The organism is Streptosporangium sp. NPDC002524, assembly GCF_040295985.1.
Taxonomy (GTDB): Bacteria; Actinomycetota; Actinomycetes; order Streptosporangiales; family Streptosporangiaceae; genus Streptosporangium.
Map to the genome: position 1 here is coordinate 96,177 of NZ_JBEOWK010000016.1, position 26,380 is coordinate 122,556.

24 protein-coding genes and 4 tRNA genes are annotated in these 26,380 nt (G+C 69.3%); 15 read left to right on the forward strand and 13 right to left on the reverse strand.

Annotated elements, in window-relative coordinates; all coding sequences use genetic code 11:
• From fxsT to ABT053_RS26620, 5 genes are all read right to left on the reverse strand, one after another.
• Positions 1–2,621, reverse strand: a 2,621-nt coding sequence (gene fxsT / locus ABT053_RS26600) for an FxSxx-COOH system tetratricopeptide repeat protein (protein WP_350972307.1), incomplete at its 3' end; no start/stop codon positions are given.
• Between the two features lies 1 nt (position 2,622).
• On the reverse strand, positions 2,623–3,063 hold the full coding sequence (locus ABT053_RS26605; RefSeq protein WP_350972309.1) for a hypothetical protein: 441 nt from the start codon (positions 3,061–3,063) through the stop codon (positions 2,623–2,625).
• A gap of 468 nt (positions 3,064–3,531) precedes the next feature.
• On the reverse strand, positions 3,532–3,804 hold the full coding sequence (locus ABT053_RS26610; protein WP_350972311.1) for a hypothetical protein: 273 nt from the start codon (positions 3,802–3,804) through the stop codon (positions 3,532–3,534).
• Entirely contained in the window at positions 3,801–4,004 is a 204-nt protein-coding gene (locus tag ABT053_RS26615) for a hypothetical protein (protein WP_350972313.1), read from the reverse strand. The genes ABT053_RS26610 and ABT053_RS26615 overlap by 4 nt, the downstream gene beginning before the upstream one ends.
• A complete protein-coding gene (locus tag ABT053_RS26620; RefSeq protein ID WP_350972314.1) occupies positions 4,001–4,405 on the reverse strand; it encodes an ATP-binding protein in 405 nt (134 codons plus the stop codon). The genes ABT053_RS26615 and ABT053_RS26620 overlap by 4 nt, the downstream gene beginning before the upstream one ends.
• A gap of 156 nt (positions 4,406–4,561) precedes the next feature.
• On the opposite strand from ABT053_RS26620, the gene ABT053_RS26625 reads away from it, so the two are divergent.
• Both ABT053_RS26625 and ABT053_RS26630 read left to right on the forward strand, forming a co-directional pair.
• On the forward strand, positions 4,562–4,870 hold the full coding sequence (locus ABT053_RS26625) for a putative quinol monooxygenase (RefSeq protein WP_350972316.1): 309 nt from the start codon (positions 4,562–4,564) through the stop codon (positions 4,868–4,870).
• Positions 4,867–6,069 carry a helix-turn-helix domain-containing protein gene (locus ABT053_RS26630; protein ID WP_350972317.1) on the forward strand — a complete coding sequence of 401 codons (1,203 nt, stop codon included), beginning with the start codon at positions 4,867–4,869 and terminating at the stop codon, positions 6,067–6,069. Before ABT053_RS26625 ends, ABT053_RS26630 begins: the two co-directional genes overlap by 4 nt.
• 550 nt (positions 6,070–6,619) lie before the next feature.
• On the opposite strand, the gene ABT053_RS26635 is transcribed toward ABT053_RS26630, so the two are convergent.
• The 4 genes from ABT053_RS26635 to ABT053_RS26650 all read right to left on the reverse strand — a co-directional run bounded on the left by ABT053_RS26635 (position 6,620) and on the right by ABT053_RS26650 (position 8,582).
• Positions 6,620–6,696 (reverse strand) — tRNA-Phe (locus ABT053_RS26635).
• Between the two features lie 28 nt (positions 6,697–6,724).
• Positions 6,725–6,799 (reverse strand) — tRNA-Asp (locus ABT053_RS26640).
• Positions 6,800–6,902: 103 nt separating this feature from the next.
• Positions 6,903–6,975 (reverse strand) — tRNA-Glu (locus tag ABT053_RS26645).
• Between the two features lie 92 nt (positions 6,976–7,067).
• Positions 7,068–8,582 carry a metallophosphoesterase family protein gene (locus tag ABT053_RS26650; protein ID WP_350972319.1) on the reverse strand — a complete coding sequence of 505 codons (1,515 nt, stop codon included), beginning with the start codon at positions 8,580–8,582 and terminating at the stop codon, positions 7,068–7,070.
• Positions 8,583–8,616: 34 nt separating this feature from the next.
• On the opposite strand from ABT053_RS26650, the gene ABT053_RS26655 reads away from it, so the two are divergent.
• A complete protein-coding gene (locus ABT053_RS26655; RefSeq protein WP_350972320.1) occupies positions 8,617–8,967 on the forward strand; it encodes a metallopeptidase family protein in 351 nt (116 codons plus the stop codon).
• A 177-nt stretch (positions 8,968–9,144) separates the two neighbouring features.
• Entirely contained in the window at positions 9,145–10,440 is a 1,296-nt protein-coding gene (locus ABT053_RS26660; RefSeq protein WP_350972322.1) for an MFS transporter, read from the forward strand.
• 1 nt (position 10,441) lies between these two features.
• Here the strand turns inward: ABT053_RS26660 and ABT053_RS26665 are convergent, their stop codons facing one another.
• On the reverse strand, positions 10,442–10,918 hold the full coding sequence (locus ABT053_RS26665; protein ID WP_350972325.1) for a PspC domain-containing protein: 477 nt from the start codon (positions 10,916–10,918) through the stop codon (positions 10,442–10,444).
• Between the two features lie 153 nt (positions 10,919–11,071).
• Between ABT053_RS26665 and ABT053_RS26670 the strand changes: the two genes are divergently transcribed.
• Entirely contained in the window at positions 11,072–12,229 is a 1,158-nt protein-coding gene (locus tag ABT053_RS26670) for an acyl-CoA dehydrogenase family protein (RefSeq protein ID WP_350972326.1), read from the forward strand.
• 171 nt (positions 12,230–12,400) lie between these two features.
• Here ABT053_RS26670 and ABT053_RS26675 read toward each other — a convergent pair whose 3' ends face one another.
• Entirely contained in the window at positions 12,401–13,024 is a 624-nt protein-coding gene (locus tag ABT053_RS26675) for a 3'-5' exonuclease (RefSeq protein WP_350972328.1), read from the reverse strand.
• A gap of 116 nt (positions 13,025–13,140) precedes the next feature.
• Between ABT053_RS26675 and ABT053_RS26680 the strand changes: the two genes are divergently transcribed.
• Positions 13,141–13,213: transfer RNA gene (locus tag ABT053_RS26680), tRNA-Lys, on the forward strand.
• A 278-nt stretch (positions 13,214–13,491) separates the two neighbouring features.
• Here the strand turns inward: ABT053_RS26680 and ABT053_RS26685 are convergent.
• A complete protein-coding gene (locus ABT053_RS26685; protein ID WP_350972329.1) occupies positions 13,492–13,863 on the reverse strand; it encodes an ArsR/SmtB family transcription factor in 372 nt (123 codons plus the stop codon).
• Between the two features lie 89 nt (positions 13,864–13,952).
• On the opposite strand from ABT053_RS26685, the gene ABT053_RS26690 reads away from it, so the two are divergent.
• Entirely contained in the window at positions 13,953–14,456 is a 504-nt protein-coding gene (locus tag ABT053_RS26690) for an ArsI/CadI family heavy metal resistance metalloenzyme (protein WP_350972331.1), read from the forward strand.
• Between the two features lie 339 nt (positions 14,457–14,795).
• On the opposite strand, the gene ABT053_RS26695 is transcribed toward ABT053_RS26690, so the two are convergent.
• Positions 14,796–15,143 (reverse strand): hypothetical protein, encoded by a 348-nt coding sequence (locus ABT053_RS26695; protein WP_350972333.1) that lies wholly within the window; start codon positions 15,141–15,143, stop codon positions 14,796–14,798.
• 955 nt (positions 15,144–16,098) lie between these two features.
• On the opposite strand from ABT053_RS26695, the gene ABT053_RS26700 reads away from it, so the two are divergent.
• The 8 genes from ABT053_RS26700 (at position 16,099) to ABT053_RS26735 (ending at position 26,131) form a co-directional block, all read left to right on the forward strand.
• Positions 16,099–16,554 carry a BP74-related protein gene (locus ABT053_RS26700; protein WP_350972334.1) on the forward strand — a complete coding sequence of 152 codons (456 nt, stop codon included), beginning with the start codon at positions 16,099–16,101 and terminating at the stop codon, positions 16,552–16,554.
• A gap of 1,328 nt (positions 16,555–17,882) precedes the next feature.
• Positions 17,883–18,158: an acyl carrier protein gene (locus ABT053_RS26705; RefSeq protein ID WP_350972335.1), complete on the forward strand. Its 276-nt coding sequence runs from the start codon at positions 17,883–17,885 to the stop codon at positions 18,156–18,158.
• Complete coding sequence (locus tag ABT053_RS26710; protein ID WP_350972337.1) at positions 18,155–19,870, forward strand: AMP-binding protein; 1,716 nt, start codon at positions 18,155–18,157, stop codon at positions 19,868–19,870. Before ABT053_RS26705 ends, ABT053_RS26710 begins: the two co-directional genes overlap by 4 nt.
• Complete coding sequence (locus ABT053_RS26715; protein ID WP_350972338.1) at positions 19,867–21,486, forward strand: acyl-CoA dehydrogenase family protein; 1,620 nt, start codon at positions 19,867–19,869, stop codon at positions 21,484–21,486. Before ABT053_RS26710 ends, ABT053_RS26715 begins: the two co-directional genes overlap by 4 nt.
• Before the next feature lie 12 nt (positions 21,487–21,498).
• Positions 21,499–23,118 carry an acyl-CoA dehydrogenase family protein gene (locus tag ABT053_RS26720; RefSeq protein WP_350972340.1) on the forward strand — a complete coding sequence of 540 codons (1,620 nt, stop codon included), beginning with the start codon at positions 21,499–21,501 and terminating at the stop codon, positions 23,116–23,118.
• A complete protein-coding gene (locus ABT053_RS26725) occupies positions 23,115–23,999 on the forward strand; it encodes an alpha/beta hydrolase family protein (protein WP_350972342.1) in 885 nt (294 codons plus the stop codon). The genes ABT053_RS26720 and ABT053_RS26725 overlap by 4 nt, the downstream gene beginning before the upstream one ends.
• Positions 23,996–25,165: a class I SAM-dependent methyltransferase gene (locus ABT053_RS26730; protein ID WP_350972344.1), complete on the forward strand. Its 1,170-nt coding sequence runs from the start codon at positions 23,996–23,998 to the stop codon at positions 25,163–25,165. The genes ABT053_RS26725 and ABT053_RS26730 overlap by 4 nt, the downstream gene beginning before the upstream one ends.
• Before the next feature lie 429 nt (positions 25,166–25,594).
• The gene (locus ABT053_RS26735) at positions 25,595–26,131 is read left to right on the forward strand and encodes an NUDIX hydrolase family protein (RefSeq protein ID WP_350972346.1); all 537 of its coding nucleotides are present in this window, start codon (positions 25,595–25,597) and stop codon (positions 26,129–26,131) included.
• Positions 26,132–26,380: the final 249 nt, after the last annotated feature.

The window sequence follows — 26,380 nt, forward strand, 5'->3', positions numbered from 1 at the left end:
ACGTAGGCGGCCTCGGAGATGGCCAACGCCCGCTCCAACAGCGGCACCCCCTCACCCGGCCGCCCCAGAGCAAGAAAGCTGGCCGCGAGATTCCCCAACCGGGTGGCGACGGTGGGATGGTCGGGACCGTAGGCGGCCTCGGAGATGGCCAACGCCCGCTCCAACAGCGGCACCCCCTCACCTGGCCGCCCCAGAACATGGAAGCTGCCCGCGAGGTTACTCAACCGGATAGCAACATCGGGATGATCAGGACCGTAAGCAGTCTCGGCGATGGCCAACGCCCGCTGCTCCAACGGCACCGCCTCCCCCAGCCGCCCCAAATCACGGAAGCTACCCGCGAGATTCCCCAGCAAGGTGGCAACATCGGGATGATTGGAACCATGAGCGATCTCGGCGATGGCCAACGCCCGCTGCTCCAACGGCACCGCCTCCCCCGGCCGCCCCAGATCACGGAGGCTACCCGCGAGGTTCCCCAGCCGGATAGCGACGTCGGGATGATCGGGACCGTAGGCGGCCTCGGAGATGGCCAACGCCCGCTCAAACAGCGGCACCCCCTCACCCGGCCGCCCCAGAGCAAGAAAGCTGTCCGCGAGGTTCCCCAGCCGGATAGCGACGTCGGGATGATCGGGACCGTAGGCGGCCTCGGAGATGGCCAACGCCCGCTGCTCCAAGGGCACCGCCTCCCCCGGCCGCCCTAAAGTACGGAAGCTGTCCGCGAGGTTCCCCAGCCGGGTGGCGACGGTGGGATGGTCGGGGCCGTAGGCGGCCTCGGTGATGGCCAACGCCCGTTCGAACAGCCGCACTGCCTCATCCGGCCGCCCTAGAACACGGGAGCTGGCCGCGAGGTTGCTCAACCGGGTGGCGACGTCGGGATGGTCGGAACCGTAGGCGGCCTCGGAGATGGCCAACGCCCGCTGCTCCAACAGCACCGCCTCCCCCGGCCGCCCCAGAGCACGGAAGCTGCCCGCGAGATTCCCCAGCAAGGTGGCAACATCGGGATGGTCGGAACCGTAGGCGGCCTCGGTGATGGCCAACGCCCGCTGCTCCAACGGCACCGCCTCCCCCGGCCGCCCCAAATCACGGAAGCTACCCGCGAGATTCCCCAGCAAAGCGGCCACGGCGGGATGGTTGAGGCCGTAGACGGTCTCGGCGATCGCTAGCGCCCGCTGGGCGAGATCGTGGGCTCGTTGATGCTGACCTTGCACCCGAGTGAAGATGGTGGCCTGGTTGAGGATGAGGCCGAGTTCGATAGGTTCGGCTCTGTGCCGGTGGCAGGAGGTCAGAGCATCGATGTGGGGCATCAGATCGCGCCAGATCGGCCAACCACTGACGTTAGAGTCCGGATCGGAAGGTAGCGCCCGATACATCCATGTCAGGGCAGCGCGGCGGGCGACGTGCTGGCGGAGATCGTCGTAGTCCAGGCCATGGAGGATCACGGATTGGAACAGTCGGTGCATGCTGATCGTCTCAGCCTCGTCCACTCCAAACCGGGTGATCATGCTGTAGGAGGCCAGTACTCCCAACGCCTCATCCCACCCTTCCTCGCCGTTTTCCGTGACCTCATCCCGGTGATCGCCGGGTGGGAGGACGTCAAGCAGGAGGCGAGGAATGTCATCGGGGGCATAACAGGCCAGCACCCGCAGAAGATGTTCGGTGGCCAGGCCGGCGCGTTGGTCATGGCCTTGTAGTGCTGTCAGGTGATGGTGCCACAGTCGAGCCATGATTCGCTCAGCCTCGCCGCCGTGCGGGAATCGCGCGTGCGTCTGCGCGGGCTCCTCGCGCAACTGCCGCAGGTAGCGGGTAGGGCTACAGCGTTGCTGGTGCATGTAGGCCGCCGCCTGCTCCAGCGCCAGCGGCAGATACCCCAGCTCGGCCGCGATGGTCTCCAGGTCGACCATTTGATCATGACTGAGCAGCTGGGACTGCTCGATGATCACGCGCATCAGATCCAGCGCCGACACGCTGTCCAGCACAGGCAGCGCCACGGAGGTCAAGCCCTGCCAATAGACATCTCGCCGGGTGGTGATCACCAGGTGGCCAGCTGATAGCCGGTTCAAGTGCGGCCGGATGTCGTCGGGATCTTCGACGTTGTCCAGCACCACCAGCCAGCCGGGGTGGGCCTGTAGCCAGTCCATCGCCCAGGTGGCAGCTTGCTCGACGTCGCCAATCAGGCCGACCGGTGGATGGAGCGCCGTGGCCAGGGCGGCCAGGCCCTGGTGCAGATTGCGTGGAGAGTCGGCGGTAATCCACCACGCCACCGGGTAGCGATCCTGGTAGATGTGGGCGTACTGGCGGACCAGCTCGGATTTGCCCACCCCACCCATGCCGTACAGCACCTGGCGTACCACCACCGGCGCCCCCTCACCGGTCAGCATCCCCTGCAGTCGTTCCAGTGCCTGTCCACGGCCGACAAATTGCCAGGCCCGCGGCGCCTCCATGCGGCGTACCGGCTCGTGTGGCCGGACATGGACCTGCCGAGCGGGAAGCAGACTGCCCGGCTCCAGACGGGGCGCATAGATCGGCGAATGATCCCCGGTAGTGGTCGGACCGATGTCACCTCCTGCGGCCACTGCCTTCGTTCCTGATGCGGTGATCGCAAGTTCCGGTGGGGTCTTCGGCATATCAAGCAGGAGTGATGGGAGACTGATCGCCTGTGGTAACCGAGCCGGTGATATCGCGCCCGGCTGCTACCGCTCCCTTTCCTGATGCGGTGACCGTGGTGGTGAAAGTGCGGACGGTGGCGGCCTCAGCCTGCTCCAGCAGGGCCCGCACCTGAGCTGCTAGCTCCGGATCAGCCGTCAGAAGTTTTTTGATCTGTACCCGCAATACCGCCTGAAGATCCTCATTGGCCGGATCAGCGGCCAGCTCCGCCACTGCCTCGGGTACCTCTTTCCCCTCGGGAGTTACGCCAAAGATGCGTTGTAGCAGCGCACGTCCCCATCCGACCGTGGCATCAGCAGCCTCCTCATTGGCCCTGGCCAGCACCGCGCCACCATAGGCAGCGACCGCCGCTGTGGCATACGGCGACACCTCCTGGACCAGGCTCACCAGATCCCCGCTCATGCTCTTCATCCCTCCCTACACGCCATGACGCCCCTTGATGGCATTCCTCATGGCCATCCATCACCATGAACGACTCTAATTACCAAACCCAGCCAACACCGGCAAAGCGTCAACTTCGATCTACTCTGCGTCATCCAGTGGCAAGGCTCGACGAAGGAGGGCCGCGGCAGCCGATCGCCCCGACCGGCTACGGCTAGCGCCGAAGTGAGCGATCGTCACGGCCGCCACCATGACGACACCGACGAGAAGCTTCCTTATCTCACAAGGTTGTCGCCTAGCGATCGAAAGTGCGTGGGCGGCGCTGGTCGCGACCGGCCGAAGAGCCGCAGCGCGGCCAGCGACCGCCTACGCGCGGCGATACGCCGAAGGCGGATCGCCTTTAAAGACGTAGAGAAAGTTCTCATCCGAAGCAGGCGAACTTCGATGGCCTTGAACGCATAGTGGCTCGCGACGGTCTCACCTGCTGCTTCACAGGTTGCCGCTGAGCGGGCCGCCGTGGTCGCGGGTCAAGCCGACGAACACCAGGGCTACTTCAATCTCGCCGATACGCCGTGGCCCCAGGCCCCAGATCTGGTCGAGCTGGCGTGTGCGCAACAGCGTGATCACGTCTGCGACCGTGTCGGGCCGGTCGAACGGAGCACCGCATGCTTGGGTGAGCGGGTTGTAGGCCCTGGCGGACAGCACGGGCTTGAGGCACTCGATCGGGCAGGCCGGTGTGATCGCGTGAGGGATACGGGTCATCGCCGCGGTTGAGGTCTGGTCATGGGGCGGCGTGACTGGAAGCGCTCGACGCGGGCGGCGAGTTCCTCGGCGGTGTCGGCGGTGAGCGTGGTCTTACGGCCCTGGAGGGCGAACCACCGGTACGCGAACGGGTTGCAGAGGAACGCCCAGGCGGGGAACCGCTCGCGGAGAGCGCGTAGCGCTGGGGGCGCGGTGCTCATGGAGAGGGCGGGGGTAGCTCGACCCATACCGTTCGGCCGGCGGCGTCGCCCTTGACTCCCCATGCGCTGGTGAGAGCGGTCACGAGGTAGAGCCCTCGTCCGCCTTCGCGGTTGGGGGTGGGGAGGCCGAACGCGGCGGGGCCGCCCTGGTCGGCGATCTCTATGTAGGCAGTGCCGTCGGGATGGCGCTTGACGATCGCGGTGAAGAGTCCGCTCGGTTGTCCCGTACGCGTGTGCTCGACGGCGTTGGTCGCCAGTTCGCTGGCGATGAGTTCGGCGTCCGGGTGGTCGGGGAGGTGAGCCTTCACGAAGCGGCGGGCCGCGCGCACCTGTTCCTTCTCTCCGGGAAAGGTCCGGTGCCATCTTCCAGCGCCTTCACAGCTGTCTGAGGGTGGGGTCATCGTCGGCTCACCTCGCGATCAAGCAGGTCAGGGGCAACTCACCATGTGACTGATACTTAAAGTACGAGTACAGTACTTATAGTGCAAGCCACTTGGGGTACTTGCACCGCACAATAAGTACTGATCTCGTAGAGGCTCCGACGAAGGAGGACACCCATGTTCGGTCTGATGGTCCGATTCACCTGCAAGGACGAGGCAACCGCCGAGGCGTTCGATCAGCTGGTCGGCGAGACCATCGAGAAGATCCGCGACGGTGAGTCGGGGACGCTGGTGTACGCATCGCACCGGGTCGACGGCCAGCCGCTCCAGCGGATCTTCTACGAGCTCTACCGGGACCGTGCGGCCTTCGACACCCACGAGGAGCAGGAGCACACCCGGCGGTTCCTGGCCGCCCGGGAAGTACTGCTGGCCTCGACCGAGGTCGACTGGCTGACCCTCCAGACCGGTAAGGGAACGGCGGGGTGAGCACCGAATATCAGAGAGCCCTGGGGCGGCGCATCGCCCAGGAACGCAAGCGGCGCGGCCTGTCACAGCCGGAGCTGGCGCGGCTGGTCGATCGGTCGGTGGCGTGGATCTCGCAGGTGGAGCGCGGGGTTCGCAAGGTCGATCGCATGTCGGTCCTGGAGAAGGTCGCCGAGGCTCTCGACATCCCGCTGTCAGAGCTGGCCGCAGAGGCACCGGTGGTCGCCGCCTCCGCTGAAGAGATCCCGGGAACGGCCGGTCTGCGCCTGGTGCTGTCGGGGGCTCACTCCTTGCGCGCCATGCTGCACTCGGCACCGGTCCCAGCCACGTCGGAGATCCAGCCGCGGGTCGACCGAGCCTGGGAGCTGACACATGAGAGCCGGTATGTGGAGCTGGCCGACCTGCTGCGGGGTCTGATACCCGCACTGGAGACCGCCGCTCGATCGGCTCCCGAGGAGCGGCGGGCAGAGCTGTTCGAACTGCTCGCGGTGACCTACCAGGCGTGCTCGGCGGCGCTCGCCAAGCTCGGTGAGCCCGAGGCCGCGTGGATCGCCGCTGATCGGGCGATCGTCGCCGCGGAACGGGCGGGCAACCCGCTGATGATGGCGGCCGGCGCCTTCCGGCTCGGCTTCGTCTTCCTGGGCGCGCGCCACTTCGACCAGGCGGAGGAGACGGCTCGTACTGCCGCCGAGGCGCTGTGGTTCATGGTCGACGAGGGCAAGCCCGAGGCCATGTCGCTGTGGGGCGGACTTACCCTGCAGCGGGCCGTGGCCGCTTCCCGGCTGAACGAAGCGGACACCGCGTACCAGCACCTGGCGCGGGCTCGCGAGGTCGCGGAGCGGATGGAAGAGGGGCGCAACGACTACAACACCGAGTTCGGTCCGGCCAACGTCGCGCTTCACGAGGTGGCGGTGGCGGTCGAGCTGGGAGACGCCGGTCACGCGCTCCGAGTCGGGACGGCGGTCGACACCTCGCCGCTTTCGAGTGAGCGGCGCGCTCGGCTCCAAATAGACCTTGCCCGCGCGCACGCCCAGCGTCGACAGGTCGAAGAGGCCGTATCCGCACTGCTGGAGGCCGAGGCCATCACACCGGAGCAGATAAGGAACCACCGAATCACCTACCGGCTGGTGTCCGATTTGCTGACCATGCAAGACCCGCCCTCGCCTGAGCTGCGGGAACTCGCCGACCGAGTGGGAGTGTAGAAAAAGCACGCGCACTCTTTGGGAAGGGTTACAGAAACGCCTGGAACTATCCGTTCCGGGCGTTCACTGTTGCATGAGCCGTGCCCTTACGTCCTCTGGGAGGAGGGGAAGATAGTCATATCGAAGATCATCTAACTTTGTGCGCACCCATTGAGCCCCATGATCATCAGGCTCAAGCTTCCGCAAGTGGAATCTCAGACTCTCAACCGCTCGCCGCTCTCGCTCCCGATCACTTCCCGGCCTGAAGTCGCCCGGAAGGTTGTGGCAGATGTTAGCGATCATCCTTATGCGGTCGATGCGGCTGAGCGGGCTACTGAGCTTCTCACCATCCTGCAACTCCCGGCGCACGATGTGCGTCGTGGCGCGTATCTCCATGAACCCTCGGCCCATCAGATAGCGCACCGCGGTCTGAGCCGACGGATGCGCCTGCCGACGTCGCAGGAGCCGCCAGCCCATTATTTGCTCCCTCAATGAAAAGCGCGTTGTCGTCAAGCACAACAAAAAGCGCCCCGGCCATAAGTGGCTCGGGGCGTTTGTACAGGTACTTAGTTGGTGGTCAGGGGCGGGGTCGAACCGCCGACCTTCCGCTTTTCAGGCGGACGCTCGTACCGACTGAGCTACCTGACCTCGGTGGTGGATCGAACACCTACCAGAGCGGTCCTGACGGGACTTGAACCCGCGACCTCCACCTTGACAGGGTGGCGAGCACTCCAAACTGCTCTACAGGACCTTGCTTCCGGGGCTTTTGTCCCGGTCGTTCTTGCCTCGCTTAGCCTACCAGTTTTCCGGAGGTCTTCGACCTGCCGTTTCCCTGGCGAGCCTTGGCTCGGCCGTGCCCCCAACGGGATTCGAACCCGTGTCGCCGCCTTGAAAGGGCGGTGTCCTAGGCCACTAGACGATGGGGGCTCGAGACTCTCGTCTCGTTCCGTCGCCGTCTTCCGCTGGAGACCTCTGAAGCATAGGGGACTTTTGCCCCCGATGCCAAAGCGGTTTGCGGCCTACGGCGTCGGTGTGACGGTGACCGACCCCGTCGGAGACGGGGCGATCGTCGGCACAGGAGAAATTGTACGGCCAGGGTCGGTCTCAACGTGACGCTGGATCTGAACCGACTGCTCGCCGAGCCCTCCCAGGGTGATGTCGTCCCAGGCCCGCAGGCGGTGCGTGTCGGCGTCGAAGTACAGAACGGAGGCCTCGACGGGGGTGGGCTCGTCGTGTTCCAGGGCGCGGAGACCGGCCCCGCCGGTGGATCCCTGGACCAGGACGCGGGTGCCGGAGGGCAGCAGTTCGGTGGATCGCTGGTGGGAGTGGCCGGTGAGGACCATCGGGACCGCGCCGGAGAAGCCCCCGGCGATCGTCGGGTCGTGGACGGCGACCAGGTCGACCTGCTTGGGCAGCTTCGCCAGCTCGGCGGCGCGCGAACGGCCCAGGGCCGCGAGCGATTCGAGGTTGGAGTCGACGGAGACGGATTTGTCCGGGGTGAACCGGGGGTCGCCCATGCCGTAGATCCGCAGCCCCGCCACGGTCTTGGTCTCGCCGTCGAGGACGACCGCGCCCTTCTGCCTGGCCACGGCCCGCTGGGTGGTCACGGAGTCGTGGTTGCCCCTGACGAAGACGTACGGGACGCCGAAGGTGCCGATCTCCTCGGTGAACCTGTCCTCGGGCCCGGTGCCGTGGTCGGTCAGGTCGCCGGTGTCGATGATCGCGTCGATCTTGAACTGGGCGGTGACCGAGCGGATGAGGTTCCAGGCGATGGGGCTGAGGTGGATGTCGGAGACGTGCAGCACCCGGATGGAGGTGGGGTCGGCGTCGTAGACCGGCAGGGCGGAGACGACGTCGTAGAGCTGGGAGACGTTGTTGACGAGCTTGGCGAGCTGGACCCGGTAGGACTCGAACCTGGTCACGATCGACTCGGCGTCGCCGACGAGGGACGGCGCGCCGGCCAGCAGGCCGGTGTACTTGGGTTCCACCACGGAGTCCGGCCGGAAGGTCAGGGCGATCGCGGCACCCGTACCGGCGATCGCGACGGTGACGCCCAGCAGGCCCGCCAGGGCCGGTCCCGGCCGGCGGAAGACGATCAGGGAGGTGACCAGGGCGCCCGTCAGGCCGCAGAGCGCGGCGCGCAGGATCAGCGTCCTGACCCCGGCGCCCAGCTCCTCCTCCAGGAGCGCGGGGAGCCGGTCGGCGGAGAACCTCGGGTCGTCCAGGAATCCGCGGGCCCGGTCGGGGTTGATGTTCTCCAGGGTCACCCGGAGGCTGACCGGGGCGTCATGGGTGTCGAACAGGAGTGTGCCGAAAGGGTGAGCGTCGACGACGGTCTCCCCGGCCCACGAGGGCTCGGCCGACATGCCGAGCTCCACCGGGCCGACGTTGGACCGTACGGCCCCGCCCAGCATGATGCCGAGCCAGGCACCGGCCAGGGCGACGGCGGCGACGACCAGGCCGCGGGCGATTCGCCCGGTGACGACACGACGGGCGGCACGACGGGCTCCCTGGGTCCAATCAGCGAATTTCATGCGCCTCCACCTCTACCCGGGATCACGGGGCAGAATGACGGGTGTGATCGAGATCTCGCGGGAGAAGTTCGAGGAACTCGTGGCCGAGGCTCTGGACACCATTCCCCCCGAGCTGACGAAAGTCATGGACAACGTGGTGCTCGTCGTCGTCGACGATCCCCCCGAACCGGATCTCCTGGGCCTCTACACGGGTATTCCGCTCACCGAGCGGGGCGAGTGGTACGCAGGAGTGTTACCCGACCGGATCGAGATCTACCGCAACCCCATCTGTTCCATCTGCGAGACCGAGGACCAGGTCATCGAAGAGGTGCAGATAACCGTTGTTCATGAGATCGCCCACCATTTCGGCATCGACGATGACCGGTTGCACGAGCTGGGCTGGTAAGTAACCCAAGTAAGCCCGCACGGCACGTCAAAGCCCTCCTTTCCGGAATGTCGCCGCTTATCATTACAGTTTGCATGCGCTTGATTGCTTTCGGTTGCGCGGCGGCCCTGCAGCAGGCACCGTAGGTTACACAGTGAACACCCACAGTCAGTGTGCCTGCGAGCTCAGCGGAGTCCTATGGCGGCGACCAAGTCCGGCCGACTACCCGGGCGGCATCGCCGTCCGGCGGAACGCCAAGCGACCTACGGCGAGGTCATCGCCATCAGGGAGTTCCGCGCGCTCTGGCTCGGCCAGGGGCTTTCCCTCCTGGGCGACCAGCTCTCCCGGGTGGCGCTGTCCGTCCTGGTCTTCGAGCGGACGGACTCGCCCCTGGCGACGGCGTCGGTCTACGCCCTGACCTACCTGCCGCCGATCATCGGCGGACCGCTCCTCGCCGGGCTCGCCGACCGCCACGCCCGCCGGCGCATCATGATCGCCTGCGACCTGCTCCGGGCCCTGCTGGTCGCGATCATGGCGGTTCCCGGCGTCTCGTTCACCGCGCTGTGCGTGCTGGTCTTCTGCGTCGTACTGCTCAGCGCGCCGTTCTCCGCCGCGCGGGCGGCCCTGCTGCCGGAGCTGCTGGAGGGCGACCGCTACGTGGCGGGCTCGGCCCTGCAGAACATGACCAACCAGGGCGCGCAGATGCTCGGCTTCGCCGTCGGCGGCGTCCTGATCATGGGAATGGGCCCGTACCGCGCGCTCGCGCTGGACGCGGCGACCTTCCTCGCCTCCGCGCTCATCATCGTCTCGGGGGTACGGCGGCGTCCCGCCCCCATCCCCGCCGACGAGAACCGTCCCTCCATGTGGACGATGACCCGCGCCGGCGCCAGGCTGGTCTTCGGCGACCCCCGGCTGCGTACGCTGGTGCTCTTCGCCTGGCTCTGTGGCTTCTACGTGCTGCCCGAGGGGATCGCGACCCCGTACGCCGACGAGCTGACCGGGAATCCCCAGGAGCTCTCGCTCGTCACCGGCCTGCTGATGGGCGCGATGCCCACCGGTACGGTCGTCGGCGCGTTCCTGTACAGCCGCTACGTCAGCCCATCGAACCGGCTGCGGTCGATGGGCTGGATGGCGATGCTGACCTGCGCGCCGCTGATCCTGTGCGCCGCGCAGCCACCGCTTCCTGTGGTGCTGCTGCTGTGGTTCGTGTCCGGCCTGGGCGGGGCCTACCAGCTCGCGGCCAACGCCGCCTTCGTGCAGTGCGTCCCCGCCGAGCAGCGGGGACAGGCCTTCGGCCTGGTCCAGTCGGGCCTGCTCGCCTCCCAGGGCGTCGGCATCCTGATCGGCGGTGCCGCGGCCGACCGTCTCGGCCCAGAGACGGTGGTCGCACTGGCCGGCGCGACCGGGCTCGCTCTGGCGGCCGCGCTGGCCGTGCTCTGGAGGGGTTCCCGCAGGGAGATCATCGAGAGGGTTCGCGCGGAGGCGACCTCCTGACTCACACCTGGGGGCGGGTGTCGTCGTCCTGCCGCGGCGCCGTGCCGTACGGGGCGTGGGGGGCGACGGGCGGGGCGGGCGGGAAGGGGGCCTCGTGGGTGGTGGTGGGGTACTCCGGGGCCGGCTGGTACGGCGCGCGGTCCTGGCCGGCGACCTTGCCGGCGGCCTTGCTGGTGGCCTTGGCCCAGCTCTGCTCGGCCTTGGTCCTGGCGTCCACCCAGATCGGGTTGTCCTTGTTCTTGTCGATCACGTCCTGCAGGACCGACCTGTCCTTGTTCTCGTCGGGCAGGAGCACCCAGCCGATCGCGTAGACGGCCACCCCGAGGCCACCGAAGAAGGTGGCGATGGCGAGGGCCGCCCGGATGATGTTGGGGTCCACCCCCACGTAGCGTCCGAGGCCGGAGGCCACGCCCGCGACGATGCGCCCGTCCCTGGTCCGCTGGAGTCTCTTGACACCGGTGAAGTCGTTTTCGTTCATGTCCTCAGACTGCCCGAGGGGGGACGTTCCTCACATCGGGATTCCCCCTGGCACGACCCTGACATACACCCCGCCCCCGGCCGAACGTGACCCTGACCTCCGTCCCACCCGTACCGGTAATACCCTGACAGGGCCGAAGAGAGAGGGAATCTCATGGACGATCTCCTGCGCATCGACGACACGCTCTCCGAGGAGCAGCGCCTCATCCGCGACACCGTACGGGACCTCGTCGCGGACCGGATCCTCCCCCACGTCGGCGACTGGTTCGAGGAGGCGGCCTTCCCCGCCCGCGAGCTCGCCCCGGCCCTCGGCGCGCTCGGCGTGCTGGGCATGCACCTGGAGGGGTACGGCTGCGCGGGCCTCGACGCCGTCTCGTACGGCGTGGCGTGCCGCGAGCTGGAGGCGGGGGACTCCGGGCTGCGGTCGTTCGTGTCCGTGCAGGGCTCGCTCGCGATGTTCCCGATCTGGAAGTACGGCTCCGAGGAGCAGAAGGACGAGTGGCTCCCCCGGATGGCCGCGGGCGAGGTGATCGGCTGCTTCGGCCTGACCGAGCCCGACCAGGGCTCCGACCCCGCGGGCATGCGCACCCACGCCAAGCAGGACCCCTCGGGCGACTGGGTCCTCAACGGCTCCAAGATGTGGATCACCAACGGCTCCATCGCCGACGTCGCCGTGGTCTGGGCGCAGACCGAGGACGGCGTCCGCGGCTTCGTGGTGCCCACGGACACCCCGGGCCTCACCGCCCCGGAGATCCACCGGAAGATGTCCCTGCGGGCCTCGGTGACCTCCTCGCTGTACTTCGACGACGTCCGGCTGCCCGCGTCCGCCGCGCTGCCCGGGGTGCGCGGCCTGAAGGGCCCGCTGTCGTGCCTGTCGGAGGCCCGTTTCGGCATCGTGTGGGGGGTGGTGGGCGCCGCCCGCGCCTGCCTGGAGTCGGCCGTCGACTACTCCACCTCCCGCGTCCAGTTCGGCAGGCCCATCGGCGGCTTCCAGCTGACCCAGGAGAAACTCGCCTGGATGTACGTCGGCCTGGGGCAGTCACAGCTCACCGCCCTCCACCTGGGCCGCCTCAAGGACGCCGGGACCCTCACCCCGCGCCAGGTCAGCTTCGGCAAGCTCGCCAACGTCCGCGCCGCCCTGGACATCGCCCGCCAGGCACGCTCCATCCTGGGCGGCAACGGCATCACGCTGGAGTATCCGGTGATCCGGCACATGAACAACCTGGAGAGCGTCCTGACGTACGAGGGGACGGAGGAGATCCACACACTCGTACTCGGCGAGGCCCTCACCGGCATCCCCGCCTACCGCTGACCCTCTTCCCTCTCCCTCCCCGCCGATCTTCCCGGGGACTCATCGGCGGGGGTCGCCTCCGGGACTCACCGGCGAGGGCCTCCTTCGGGACTCACCGGCGACGGGGCGGCGCCGGAGAATCCCCAGGGACTCATGGCGGCGAAGACACCGCTGGGGGATCTCCTCCGGGACCTATCGCCGACGGGGGTGCCGCTGGGGCAGCCCGGAGGGACGCCACTCGGGGGTCTGTGCCGCCCTGCCGAGCTCCTCCTCCCAGGAGACGCCCGCACGCAGGTAGAAGCGGAGCAGCTCGGCGCTGGCGCGGGCGTCGGCCAGCGCGGCGTGCGCGCCGAAGAGCGGGATGCCGGCGCGCTCGCAGCACGCGGCGAGCGTCCACCTGCCGTCGGGGATGAAGGCGGGTGCCAGCCGCTGCGTGCACAGGGTCTCGCTCACCCACTCGCTGCCCGGGAGGCTCCGGAGGAAGCGCAGGTCGAAGGAGGCGTTGTGGGCCACCAGGACCCGGCCGGCGACCCGCTGCCAGATGTCGTCCAGCAACTCCTCGATCACCGGGGCGCCCTGGACCATCGCGTTGGTGATGCCGTGGACGTGGACGGCCCCGGTGCCGCGCCGGGGGTCGACCAGCGAGTGCCACTCGTCGACGGTCTCACCCCGGGCGTCCAGCGAGACGAGCGCGATCTCGCAGATCCGGTCGCCCCTCGACGGCGAGAAACCTGTGGTCTCCACATCGACCACGACATACCCTGGGCGCGTGGAGACAGGAGAGGTGAGGGCGGGCTCAAGCCCCGAGCTCGTCATGCCTGCCACTCTAGGAGCCGCTCCCGCCTCCCACCGGCCGTTCCGCAAACAGATGACCATGAATGGGCCTGGCGACGGACGTTAGTGGACACTATCCTCGGTACGCTGTCACCTGCGGGGCGTTAGCTCAATGGTTAGAGCTGCGGACTTTTAATCCGTAGGTTCTGGGTTCGAGTCCCAGGCGCCCTACCCCAACCAACTGGGCAGACTCCCCTTTTGCCATGATCGGGAAGTCTGCCCGGTTGCATTTTCAGTTGCGGTTATGACCGGCCCGTTGCCGTCAGCCGTCCCACAGCGCTCGCCCTATCCGGCCCGCCGCCTCGTCGGAGTCTCCGCAAAACCCGGCGCGGTTCAGGCTTGGGTGAGCCGGGCGGCTTGGACGCCCGAGCCGACCACCACGGCGACCAGCGCCGCAGTGCCGATCGCTTCGGTGGCTACGCGTCGCCCCAGCGGGACGACGGCAGCGCTCATGCGCCGACTCGCGTCGCGACAGGGGCCTGGAGCAGGGCCGACAGGCGGTTCAGCGCGACGGGCTGCACCCAGTAGTACACCCAGGTACCGCGCCGCTCCGAGCCGACCAGTCCGGCCTCTCGCAGCACCTTCAGATGGTGGGAGATCGTCGGCTGGGACACGTCGAACGGGCCGATCAGGTCACACACGCATGCTTCGCCGCCCTCGTGGGAGGCGATCAGCGACAGCAGCCGCAGCCGGACCGGATCAGACAGCGCCTTGAACATCCGCGCCACGTCGGTTGCGTCCGCTTCGCCCAAGGGTTCGCGGGTCATCGGCGCGCAGCACGCCTGATCAGGCTGAAGAACCGGCAACACCTGTTTCGACATGTGCCTATATTGACGGATATCTAATCAGATGACAATCTCCCTTGTATCGACACTCATCGATACAAGACCGTCCGGAATGGGAGACCGCCATGTCCCGAGTCCAGCTCGCCCTACGCGTCGCCGACCTGGAAGGCTCGATCGCCTTCTACTCCAAGCTGTTCGGCACCGAACCGGCCAAGCGCCGCCCCGGCTATGCCAACTTCGCCGTTGCCGAGCCCCCGCTGAAGCTGGTCTTGATCGAAGGCGAGGAAGGCCACGACACCCGCCTAGACCACCTCGGTGTCGAGGTCGACGACACCGGCGACGTGACCGCGGCAACCCGGCGGCTCAAAGACGCCGGACTCGCCACCTTCGAGGAGAACGACACCTCGTGCTGCTATGCCCTGCAGGACAAGGTCTGGGTCCACGGCCCCGGCGCCGAGCCCTGGGAGGTCTATGTCGTCAAGGCCGATGCCGACACCCTCGGCAAGTCCACCACCCCTGAAACCCAGGAGGCGCCCTGCGTCTGCGGGCGGGCAACCGACCAGAGCGCCGACGAGACCGCCGAGCAGGCCCAGCCGGTCACCGTCAGCGCGAACTCCGGATGCTGCTGACCATCACAGTCGTACCGCGATCACCGCCGAATTGTTCTTATGGGTATCGAGACGGCGACGTGGCGCGCCGCCGTACGGCCCGCGCCGCACCCGACCAGCGCGCCGCACCGCCACCTGACCGAGATTCACTCCCCGCCCTACCAATGAAGGGCACGATTCCTGAAGATCAGCGGCATCTGACGCCATTTGCTCATCGAAGGAACCGTGCCTTTTTCACGTCATCACTGATTACTGTGTCCGATGAGCGCCGAGTCGCGGACATATTTCACGAACGGCGGGATCGAAGATCAGTGGATCCCGCATCAAGAGAATGCGGGATGTTCGGTGCGTGGCCGTGCCCTAGATCCTCTCGCACGCATTGCCGATCACCGCGAACGACCCGTCCGCGCCGGGGCTCATGCGGTCGACCGTGTCGCAGGTGTAGGTGCTCCCGACGATGGAGAAGGAGACTTGATTCGCAACGCCGTTGTCGTTGGTGCGACAGTGGGTGCCCACGATTTCGCGTTCGGTGTTGCTCTCGAAAGGTCCGTTTTGGCAGGTGTCCTGCGGGGCGGGCGCGGCGGCGTGGGCGGAGGGCGCGAAAGCGAAGGCGGCTGCGGCTGTAGCTGTGGCTGTGGCTACGGCCAGAACGGCATGCCGGACAGCGGGGAACATGGCGAACTCCTCGTGGTAGGTCTGATCGAGCATCTTCGCCGTAAGTTATATCTTGACTACTCTGAGTAACAAAGCATTTCGACCGGCCACTCATGGTCGCCTCATGACGGCTGAGCTCCGAGGGTGATCGGGGCGATCGACGGGTGGGACTTCATTCCTCAGTTCTCAGTTCTGGCCCACTGGGTGACGTGATCGGTCACAGCCCATCCTGACGGCGCGGCGAAAACATCGGGAGTTACCGAAGGCCGCAGCTAGCGGGCGGAATGTCGTGATCCGGACCGTGCACGGATCGCCTTTGTTGGACAAGAGCGAGAAGGCATCCGAAATGCCAGGTTAAAGCGCTGCGAATGCCAATAAGCACCATCCATTTTTAGTCCGCAGGTTCTGGGGTCGAGTCCCGGGTGCCCCGCCCCAACGAACCGGGCAGGCTCCCGCTTTTGTCATGATCGAGAGGTCTGCCCAGTCGCGGTTACGACCGGCCGGTTACCGTCAGCCGTCCCAGGGCGGCGTCCTTGGGGCGGTAGGACAGTGGCCGCACGACCCATACCTGGTCCATGAGTTCGGCGAGCCGACCCCGCCCCGGCCTGGGAGGCGCCCGAACCGCGGTCAGAGGTTCGCGACTCGACGGGCACAAAAGTGCCGGAAGTGCGGCGCGTCGCTCGATGACCTGGGACAGCCCGCCCTGAGCCCGGATCAACCGTCTCCGCCCGACCACCAAGGCGCCTTCCAAGAAAGAGGTGCCTTTGTCGTCGGCAGGATCGTCCTGGCGGGACTCGGCCATCGGGCGAACACCCAGGACAACCATCCGGCCGGGCCTAACCGTTACCGGCGTCTCGCTTACGGCGTCTCGCTGTCGGCGCCGCTTCCCGTCGTGCTTGGCAACGCAACCTGGGGGCGAAGCACTGGACACTCTGTGTAGTGATGTGATTACCATACGTGACGAATGGCTGTGGACAACCGACCCAGCCCTCACGTACCGGAGACACCCATGCGACGTATCACCCCCAAAGTCGCCACCCTCGCAGCGGTCGCGATGCTCGCCCTCACCACTCCCGCCGCGGCCCAGCAGGCCGACACGACCCATCGCACCACCAGCGCCCCGGACGCCTACTTCGAGTTCACCGACGTCACCCGAGCCACCGCCATCCTCAAACTCACCGACCCCGCCAAGATCCAGCACGCCCGGGACCTGCTGAGTGGCACGACCACCGAAAGGCCCCATGTCCTCGGCAGGATCATCAAGCGGGCCGCCCCCTACAACCCCCGGTGGAGCTTCCACTACAACCCCGACACGATCGACTTCTTCGACTACGCCATCGAGGTGTGCGACGCCACCCTCCCCTACGTCGAAGAACACCTGGACGAGGCGGGTGGCGCGTTCCTGCCCGGCCTGGTCTGGTGCCCCTGGTCCTCGAAGCTGGTCCGCGAGGTCCCCGCACCGTAGCGCCCCGCGCCCCGGTCTTCGGCATGGCCGTTGACGGCCCCGAGCAGTAGCCCGACGCGCTGTCGATCGCACCGCCGAATTTGTTCTGACGGGTATCAAGGCGGCGGCGCGGTGCGCCGCCGCACGACCCTCCCACCGCATGTCGTCCGGGCGTGCGGCGTGGACACCGGTTCCGAGCGACAGCGGGAATCGGGCCGCCCGCCGCATCGCCCGCCGCATCGCCCGCCGCACTCGACCATCGCCCGCCGCAGTGGGGCCGCACCGCCACCCGGGGACGAGGGCTTCGGCTACCGGCCCCGGTCGTCCTCAGCGCCGGCCCCGTCGTGCAGGGCCTTGGAGGTCGTTTTCGCTGGTGATGGGGGCGGTGTTCCTGGTGGTGACGTTGACCGCGTAGCGGCGGGCACGCCGGCGCGCCACGCGGTGGCCTCGGTTGCGACCCCTCGTGGGGGTGATGTCGCATGCCCCTCGAGAGGCTCACCGAGAGGAAATCGCGAACACGGCGAAACCAATTCCGGTCGGGGGCCACAGCGGGTCAGAGGTGCGCGTACCGAGAGATGTTCTGCAGCGGTGATGTGAGGCCGGGGCGGGAAGGTCGTCGCACGGCGGCTGTGACGTACGGCTCAGGAGAACCTCACCCGCGACAGCACGGATGATCAGGTAGGCCCCAGGATGAAACCAAGGACCTGAACGATCTTTGCGGCCTTTCGCATGCCTTTGTCGTACGTTCGCGAGCCACCCAGTGGTCAATTGTCGGTCGCCATATGGGCGGAGTCGGCCAGCGGTTCGGAATTTGTTTATCGAATTCAGTTCACCGGGGAGCGATATCGCAATTCGGGCTTCGATACAGGGATGTTCAGTGTCGTTCGGAGGACCGCGTTGCCGCCACGCGAAAACGCTTCGGCCCTCCGTCCCGCGAGCCGTCGCCCTCCGGGAAGGTCCGGCGGGGAGAAGGGCGGGCGTCGCGCGCGGCTCGAAGCTCGATGACATGCCGGGCCCGCACTAGACCTGTGCCGGCCTCGTGCCGGACCTACGCCGGACCTGCGCCGGACCCGTGCCGGACCCCCACCAGACCCGTGTCGGAGCAGGCGCGAAACCGCGGGTGCCCGCGGGGAGCCACCCTGCTCCGGCCCACCCTTCCCCCGGTCCGGAGCAACGAGGGCGGTGGGACAGCGCCCTGGCGGTCACCCCTACGGCCATTTCGGGGCAGGCGTTCGCGTAGGTGGCGGGAGGGGTGCGTAGGGGGCGGTGTTTGTTAGGGGTTGGAGTGCCGCAATTCTCTGGTTACGTTTGCCTCGCTCAACCGCATAGCACTTGAAATGGGGTTATCAATGGCAAGCCAGCTCACGCACCAGGCCGTTTCCCACGCCCTGAAAGGCATCGTGGCGCGCGTACTCCAGATTCCCGAGAGCACCATCACCGACGACGCCAGGATCACCGACCTCAGCCTCGTCGAGTCCATCAAGCTGCTGCGGATCGCCGGGCGGATCGAGCGCACGTTCGGCATCGAGTTCGACAACGAGGTGTTGTTCCGCACCGGCACCCTGAGCGAGGTGGCCGACGAGGTCTACCGGTTGTGCGTGCAGGAACAGGAGAAGGTCGCTTGAACGCGCTCGTCCCGGCGGGGGTGCGGACGCTGGGCGAGATGTTCGTCCACGCGGCCGGGTCACACCCCGGTCAGGTCGTCGGCACCTTCTTCCCCGGCCAGAACCTGACCTTCCACGAGCTGGTCCGCGACGGCCGCCTCGCGGCCGGGCGGCTGCGGAACCTCGGCGTGGAGCCCGCCACACCGGTGGCCGTTCTCCTGCAGTCGCCGGTGGACTTCCTGCGGGTCACCGGCGGCGTCGCGCTCGCGGGCGCGGTGCTGGTCCCCCTCGCCGTCTCCACCGGGTTCACCAAGGCGTTCCTGTCCCGGATGCGGCACGTGCTGGCCGACAGCGGCGCGCGGTTCGCCGTCATCGACGACCCGTACGCCGAGCCCCTCGCCGAGCTGATGCCCGGCCTGCGGGTCGTGCCGCTCTCCCATCTCGTCGGCCCGTACGCCCACCTGCTCCAGGACGACGGCGTCCTGGAGCCGCCGCGGGCCGGGGAGGACGACCTCGCGCTGATCCAGTACACCTCCGGCAGCACCTCGGCGCCCCGCGGCGTCGCGCTGACCCATCGCAACGTGCTGGCCGGGCTGCGCGCCATCCAGCGCGGGGTCGACGCGCGAGCCGGCGACGTGACCTGCCACTGGCTGCCGCTCTCCCACGACATGGGGCTGTTCTCCACGCTGGCGGCGATCGGCGCGGGCATCTCGGTCCACGTGTCCGCGCCGCAGGACTTCATCAAGCGGCCGGACGACTGGCTGCGCCGGTTCTGCGACCTGCGCGCCACCATCTACCTGGGCCCGGCCTTCGGCTACGGCCACCTGCTCGATTGCGTCCCCCCGGAGGACGTTCCGGACCTCGACCTGTCCGCGGTGCGGGTCATGCTCAACGGCGCCGAGCCGATCGCCCCCGAGCTGATCGCCTCCTTCCAGGAGCGCTTCGCGCCCGCCGGGCTCGACCCCCGCGCCATGACCCCGTGCTACGGCCTGGCCGAGGCCACCCTCGCCGTCACCTTCACCCCCGTCGGGCAGGAGGCCGGGGTCGACTGGGTCGATCGCGACCTGCTCAACAACGCGGGGTGGGCCGGGCCCGCCGAGCGGGGCGCCCTCGCGGCGCGCGGCATCGTGAGCTGCGGTGTGCCCGTGCCCGGCGTCGAGGTGCGGATCGTCAAGGACGGCGTCGAGGCGGGCGAGAGGGTCGTCGGCGACATCGAGGTCCGCGGCGAGCCGGTGACGCGCGGCTACCACGGGCAGGAGCCCTTCCCCGCCGGGGGCTGGTGCCCCACGGGCGACCTCGGCTACCTGGCCGGCTCGGCGCTGTACGTCACGGGACGGCGCAAGGAAATGATCATCATCGGCGGGCGCAACTACTACCCGGAGGACGTCGAGGCCAGGGTCCGCCACGTGGCGGGACTGTACGGCGGGCGGGCCGTCGCGGTCGTGCTGCCGGCTGACCACGGCGCCGGCCGGCCCGAGCGCATCGCGGTGCTGGCCGAGGCCGCCACCGCGCGGCCGCCCCACGGGCGGCTCGTCTCCGACCTCAGGGCGGCGGCGGCCGGGGAACTGGGCGGCGCCTCCGTCGACGTCGTACTCCTGGGCAGGGGCGGGCTGCTGCGCACCACCAGCGGCAAGTTCCAGCGCCTGCTCATGCGCGACCGCCTGCTCGCCGGGACGCTCGACCGGGTCCTGGAGCACGTGACCGCGGAAGAGCGCGTCAGGAGTGCCGCGTGAACCGCTTCCCCGCCGCCGAGGAGCTCGAACTGGCCCTCGGCGACCCGCACCGGCCCACCGGCCCCCTCACGTTCGGTGCCGCGATGGCGGGCGACCACGCCGACCGCTGGCCGCACGGCTCGCTGGACCGGCTGCGGTCGTGGGGCTACCCGGCCCATCTGGTCCCCGCCTCGCTCGGCGGCCGGTTGACGTCCCTGGAGGAGTTGCTGGCCCTGGGCAGGGTGGTGGCGCGCCGCGACCCGACCGTGGCCGTGATCGCGAACTCCCCGTGGGCGTCCGGCACGCCGGTGTGGCTCGCGGGGACGCCAGAACAGCAGCGGGACTACGCCGACGCCGTCCTGCGCGGCCAGTGGATGTCGCTGGCGCTGACCGAGTTCGACAAGGGCGCCGACCTGCTGTCGAGCGACCTCACCGCGCGGCGCGTGAGCGGCGGGTACGTGCTCGACGGCGCCAAGTGGGTGATCAACAACATCCGGCTGGCCCGGTTCGTCTGCCTGCTCGTACGCGAGCCGTCCATGACCGGGCTGCGCTCGCTGACCCTGCTGCTGGTGGACATGGAACGGCTGCCGGCCGGCAGCTACGAGCTGCTGCCGAGGATCAACACGCACGGGATCAGGGGCGCGGACATCTCGGGGATGCGGTTCCTGGACGCGTTCGTGCCGTCGTCGGCCGTCCTGGGGCGGCCCGGCCGCGGGCTGGATCTCACGATCCGCTCCCTGATCACCATCCGCACGCTGGTGCCGGGCCTCAGCCTGGGCGCGTTCGACACCGGGCTGAGCTGCGCGTTCGACGCCCTGCGTTACCGTCGCGTACGGCAGGGACGGGCGATCGACCTGCCGCGCGTCCGGGCGGAGCTCGCCGCCGCCGACCTGGACCTGCGCGTGGCCGAGACGCTGGCCACCTGCTGCGTGCGGATCCTGCAGCACCTGCCCGCCCTGGCCCCCATCGCCTCGGCGGTCGCCAAGTATCTCGTGCCGCACCTCGCCGAGCAGCGGTTGCGCCGGCTGGCCGGTGTACTCGGGGCGCGCTACCTGCTGCGCCAGGACCACTGGTACGGCGTCTACGACAAGCTCGTACGCGACGCGCGGCTCTTCAGCCTGTTCGACGGCAGCGAGCCGGTCGTGCTCAGCTCGCTGGCGGCCCAGGTGTCGTGCCTGACCGAGCCGGGGGCCGACCCGCGCGCGACCGACGAGGTGTTCCGGCCGTCTTTCACTCCCCGGCCGTACCCCTCGGGGCTCGCGACGCTGGGCACGGCGACCGACCTCGACCCCGTCATCGCCGGTCTGGACGGCGCCTGCGCCGGCCTGGAGCGCGGGGCGGGATCCGCGCGGGCCGCCGCGCTGCTCCGGCAGGCGGGCCGCGACCTGCTCGCGGACGCGCGCCGGGACGTGGACCCGCGATCCGAGGACGGGCAGGCGGTCGGCGAGCTGTACGCGCGCACCTTCGCCGCGGTCTGCCTCGCCCGGTCGGAGCCCGCGCACTGGCTCGCGGCGGGTGTGGAGTCGCTGTTGCGTCCCGGTGCGCCCCTGCGGCGTGAGACAGCCGAGAGCCTGTTCCAGGATCTCGCTGCGCGCCACGCGGACCACTCGGCGCTGTCGCTGTCACGGCCGGTTTGAAGGGGTGGGGACATGGACCAGACCATCGAGGCCGCCCTCGGCACGGCCGCTCGGCTCGACCGGGCTCTCGGCGACCCCATGGACGAACGCAATCCCGCCTCCTTCCGCGCGGCCGTCACGACCGACAGGGAGGGCAGGTTCCCCCAGCACCTCCGTGACGCGGCGTTCTCGTGGGGGCTCGGCGAGTATCTGACCCCCGCCGCCTCGGGCGGGCGGCTGCGGTCCCTGGACCACTGCCTCGCCCTGTTCCGCGTCCTGGCGCGGCGCGACCTCACGGCGGCGTCGGTGATCGCGGCCGGCTTCCTGGCCGGTCTGCCCGTCTGGCAGCGCGGCACGCCCGCGCAGCGCCAGGCGGTCGCCGCGCTGCTGCGCCGGCACGAGTTGCTGGGGCTGCCGCTGGGCGAGACGGAGCAGGGCGCGGACGGCTCGGACGGCATGGACGGCGCGGACGTCATTGCTGCCCCCCGGACCGACTCTCTGGCCGAGTCCCTGGCCGGGGCGGGGCCCGGGTGGAGCCTGAGCGGCAGGACCACGCTCGTCGGCCACGACGGGCACGCGGCGGGCACGACCCTGCTCGCCCGTACCGGCACCGGCGTCACCGCGTTCCTGCTGCTGCGGGAGGCGGACCGCGGCGGGCACTGGCGGTCGGACCCCGCGTACGAGACGCACGGCCTGCGCGGTTCGGCGCTCGGCCGCCTCACCCTGTCGGGTTTCCCCGCGGGCCCGGCCGAGATGGTGGGCCCGCCGGGGGAAGGACTGGAGACCACCGCGCGGACCCTGCCGGTGGCGCGGCTGGTGGTCGCCGGCCTGGCCCTCGGCGGGCTGGACACCTGCCTGCGCGCGGTCGTGGCGTTCACGCGATCCCGGCGGCTGTACGGCGCGCCGATCCTGGAGCTCGAACCGGTCGCCGTCCGCCTGACCGACGTCTACGCGGATCTGCTCATCGGCGAGGCCGTCTGCCACGAGCTGTGCCGCGTCGCGCGCACGGACCCGCACCGCTTTCCCGCGGCCTCGGCCCGGGTCGGCGACCTGGTCCCGGAGCTGGCCGGCGACGGCGTGGAGTCCCTGGCGATCGTGCTGGGCGCGCGGGCGTACTGCTCGACCGAGCACTGGCACGGCATCGTGGAGAAGATGCGCCGCGACGTGGCCGTGGTGACGGCCCTGTCGGACTTCGGGGACCTCCCGCCCGCCGCGCCGCCGGACGAGCTGCCGCCCGACCCGTTCGTCCTGGTCCCGCCCGAGCTGGCGTGGCTGGGGGAGCACGTGCCGGAGGGCGCCGACGACGGTGACACCCTCGCGCGGGTCCGCGCCCTCGTCCGCGAGGAGGGCCTGCCGGGACCGTACGCCCCCCGCCTGCTGGAGCTGCTCGATCGCCTGGCCGAGATCGCCCCGCCCGGCGACGCCCACCTGGACGCCGCTGCGGCCTGCGCCTCGGCCTGGCTGCGCGGGCGGCACCGCGACGACTTCCACGCCACCGGGGCCTGGCTGCTGCTGTGCCTGCGCCGGATCGCCGTACGGCTGGGCGACCCCCAGCCCGCGGACACCGGCCCGCGCCGGCGGGCGATGGACCGCGTCGAGCTCGACCACGACGAGCGAAGGCTCTTCTCCGACATCGAGGTGCCCCTGAGATGACCATGACCGATCATCGGCGGATACCGCAGCGCCTCCGGGTGAGCTTCACCGACGGCAACACGAGCGAGCTCGTGGTCTTCCGGGCCGCCGGGAAGGACGCGCCGGTCGTGCTCTGCCTGCCCGCCATGGGCGTGCGGGCGAGCTATTACACGGCGGTCGCCACCGAGCTCGCCGCGCGCGGGTACACCGCGGTGCTGGCCGACCTGCGCGGCAACGGCGGCAGCTCGGTCCGCCCGTCGCGCTCGACCACGTTCGGCTACGCGGAGATGCTCGAAACCGAGTTGCCGGAGATCGTCGACGCGCTGCGCCGGGAGTTCGGCACCGAGCGGGTCACGCTGTTCGGGCACAGCCTCGGCGGTCACCTGAGCGTGCTGCACGCCGCGACGTCGCCGCACGTGGCCGCCGTCGTGCTCGTCGCCACCGGGACGAGCTGGTACGGCCGCGTGGCCGGGATCCGCAGGCCGGCCAGGTTCCTGGGCCTGCAGATCATCCGGATCACCACCGCGCTGCACGGCTACCTGCCCGGCTGGCTGCCCTTCGCGGGCACGGAGGCCCGAGGCGTGGTCCGCGACTGGATGCACGACGCCGTGCACGGCTCCTACCTCGTCCACGGCAGCCGGGTCGACTACGAGGCGGCCCTGGCCCGCTCCACGGTTCCCGCGCTGTTCGTCGTCCTTCCCGGGGACCGCTACGTTCCCGAGTCCTGTTCGGAGCATCTCGCCGCCAAGCTCCGGTCGGCCAGGGTCACATGGGCGGAGATTTCACCCGAGGACGTCGGGTTGGAAAAGACACACCACTTCCGCTGGGCGTACCGGCCCGGCGCGGTCGTCGACACCGTCGTGAAGTGGCTCGGATCGAGAAACACGGAGGTCACGTCATGACGCAGCAGATCCAGGAAGCGACGCGCGCCGACATCGCGGCGATCGACATCAGCGATATCTGCACACCCGAGTACACGGTCAAGCTCGAACGCATCAGGTACGAGGCCGCGCTGGTGCTGTCGCGCATCGCCATGAAGCACATCTTCGCGACGGGCGAGGCCGTGCACGACCCGGAGGCGCCGCCGCCGTCGACCGGGTCGGAGCGGCAGCCGCACTTCTTCCGCAAGCGCCTGATCGAGTATCTCGCCGACCGCGGCGACCTGGTCCGCGACGGCTACGTCTACCGTCCCACCGCCGAGCTGGTGGAGCGCGCGGGGACCCGCGAGGGCGCGTATCTCGCCGGGGTGTCGTCGCCGGACACGGCCACCATGGTCGCGCTGCGCGCCGTCGAGTCGGTGGCCGGGGAGGTCCTGCGGGGCCGCGACGGGCTGGCCGCGATGGAGGAGCGGATCGGCGTCGAGGAGACCTGGCGCATCTGGCAGTACCTCATGGTGGACGTGGCGCCCAAGCAGACCTGCAACAGCCTCGTGGCCCGCGTACTGGACCAGCGCCTGCGCGCGGGCGACCCCATCGTGGTGTTCGAGGGCGGCGCCGGAGTCGGGGCCACCGTCCGTGCCGCCCTGCAGATCGACGGCTTCCGGGAGCGGGCCAGGGCGATCCGGCACTACGGCTTCACCGACATCAGCCGCGACCTCATGCGCGGTGCCCGGCAGATGCTCCAGGAGGAGGCGCCGGAGCTGCTCGCCGTCACCTCCTTCGACCGGGTCGACCTCGACGACCTGGACTCCTACGACGACGTGCCCTATCTGCGGGACGGCTCGGCCGACCTGATCATCCTGGAGAACGTCCTGCACGACGTCGAGAACCTCCACGAGGTGCTGCGCGCCTGCCACCGCATCCTGAAGCCGGGCGGCTGGCTCACCTTCACCTCGGGCAACCGCACGCGGCCCGGCATGTTCTTCCCCTGCGAGGTCCTGCAGACCAGCCTGCACAGCTACAACCGGGCGGTCCTGGACCCCCCGCGCCGCGTCAACGTCGGCTACCTCACCCAGCAGGAGTGGGCGCACTCGCTGACCGACGCCGGGTTCCCCTCGTTCCGGGCGCTCCCGGGCGAGAGCGACCTCGAGTTCTGGCCGTTCGGCGGCTTCGTCGCCGAACGGCCCTGAGGCCCGCGTCTTCGGCGTCGAACGGTCCTGAGGCCCGCGGCCTCGGCATCGAACGGCCCTGAGGCCCGCTCGGCCTTCGGGCCGGGAGTGCCTTCGGGCCGGGAGTGCCTTCGGGCCGGGAGTGCCTTCGGGCCGGAGGTGCCTTCGGGCCGGAGGTGCCTTCGGGCCGGAGGTGCCTTTGGGCCGGGGGTGAAGCGGATTCCTCCGTGTAGCGGGACAGGGGCCGGCGAATCGCCGCGACGGCGGTTCGCCGGCCCCTGTCCATGACGTTCGGCTCCATGACGTTCGGCGCGGCCCGCGGGATCGGGCCGCTCGGGCGGGCCTCGGAAACCCGGCCGAGGGCTCCCGGGGAGGTGCCGCGCGGCTTTCGACGAGCCGGTTGGCGGCCCGGACCGCGTTTCCGAGCCGACCGCGAAGTACGATCGGTCAATGACCGAAATGACCGAAACCACGCCCGGTTGGCTCTCTCCCGAAGAACTGGAGTCGGCCCGCGCGCGGATGCCGATCCTCTACATCGACGCCGTGCCGGTACGGGTCGACGAGACGGGAGTGGTCACGCATATCGGCCTGCTGCTGCGCATCGGAGCCGACGGAGCGGTCAGCCGCGCCCTCGTCTCCGGCCGCGTGCTTCACCACGAGCGGGTCCGTGACGCGCTCATGCGCCACCTGGAGAAGGACCTCGGCCCGACGGCGCTGCCCCGCGTCCCCGCCTCCCCGCAGCCGTTCACCATCGCCGAGTACTTCCCGACCCACGGCGTCACCCCCTACCACGACCCCCGGCAGCACGCGGTGTCCCTGGCCTACGTGGTCCCGGTCGCGGGTGACTGCCGCCCCCGGCAGGACGCCCTCGACCTCGTCTGGTTCACCCCCGAGGAGGCCTCGTCACCGCTGGTGCAGCAGGAGATGCTCGGCGGGCAGGGCGTCCTGCTGAAGCAGGCCCTCGCGCACGTCGGCTGCCTTTCCTGACCCTCGGCCTCTCGCACATGTCGGCCGTCCTTCCTGACCCTTGGCCTCTCGCACGCGTCGGCCGTCCTTCCTGACCCTTGACTTCTCCTACACGTCGGCCGTCCTTCCTGATCCTTGACTTCTCGCACGCGTCGGCCGTCCTTCCCGACCCCTCGCCTCCCCCGCGCCGGGTGGCCGTGCTCCGCCGGGGGGCGGCGTGTTCTTCCCGTTCCCGGTCGCCTGCCTGTGATGACGCTCCCGCGGTGAACC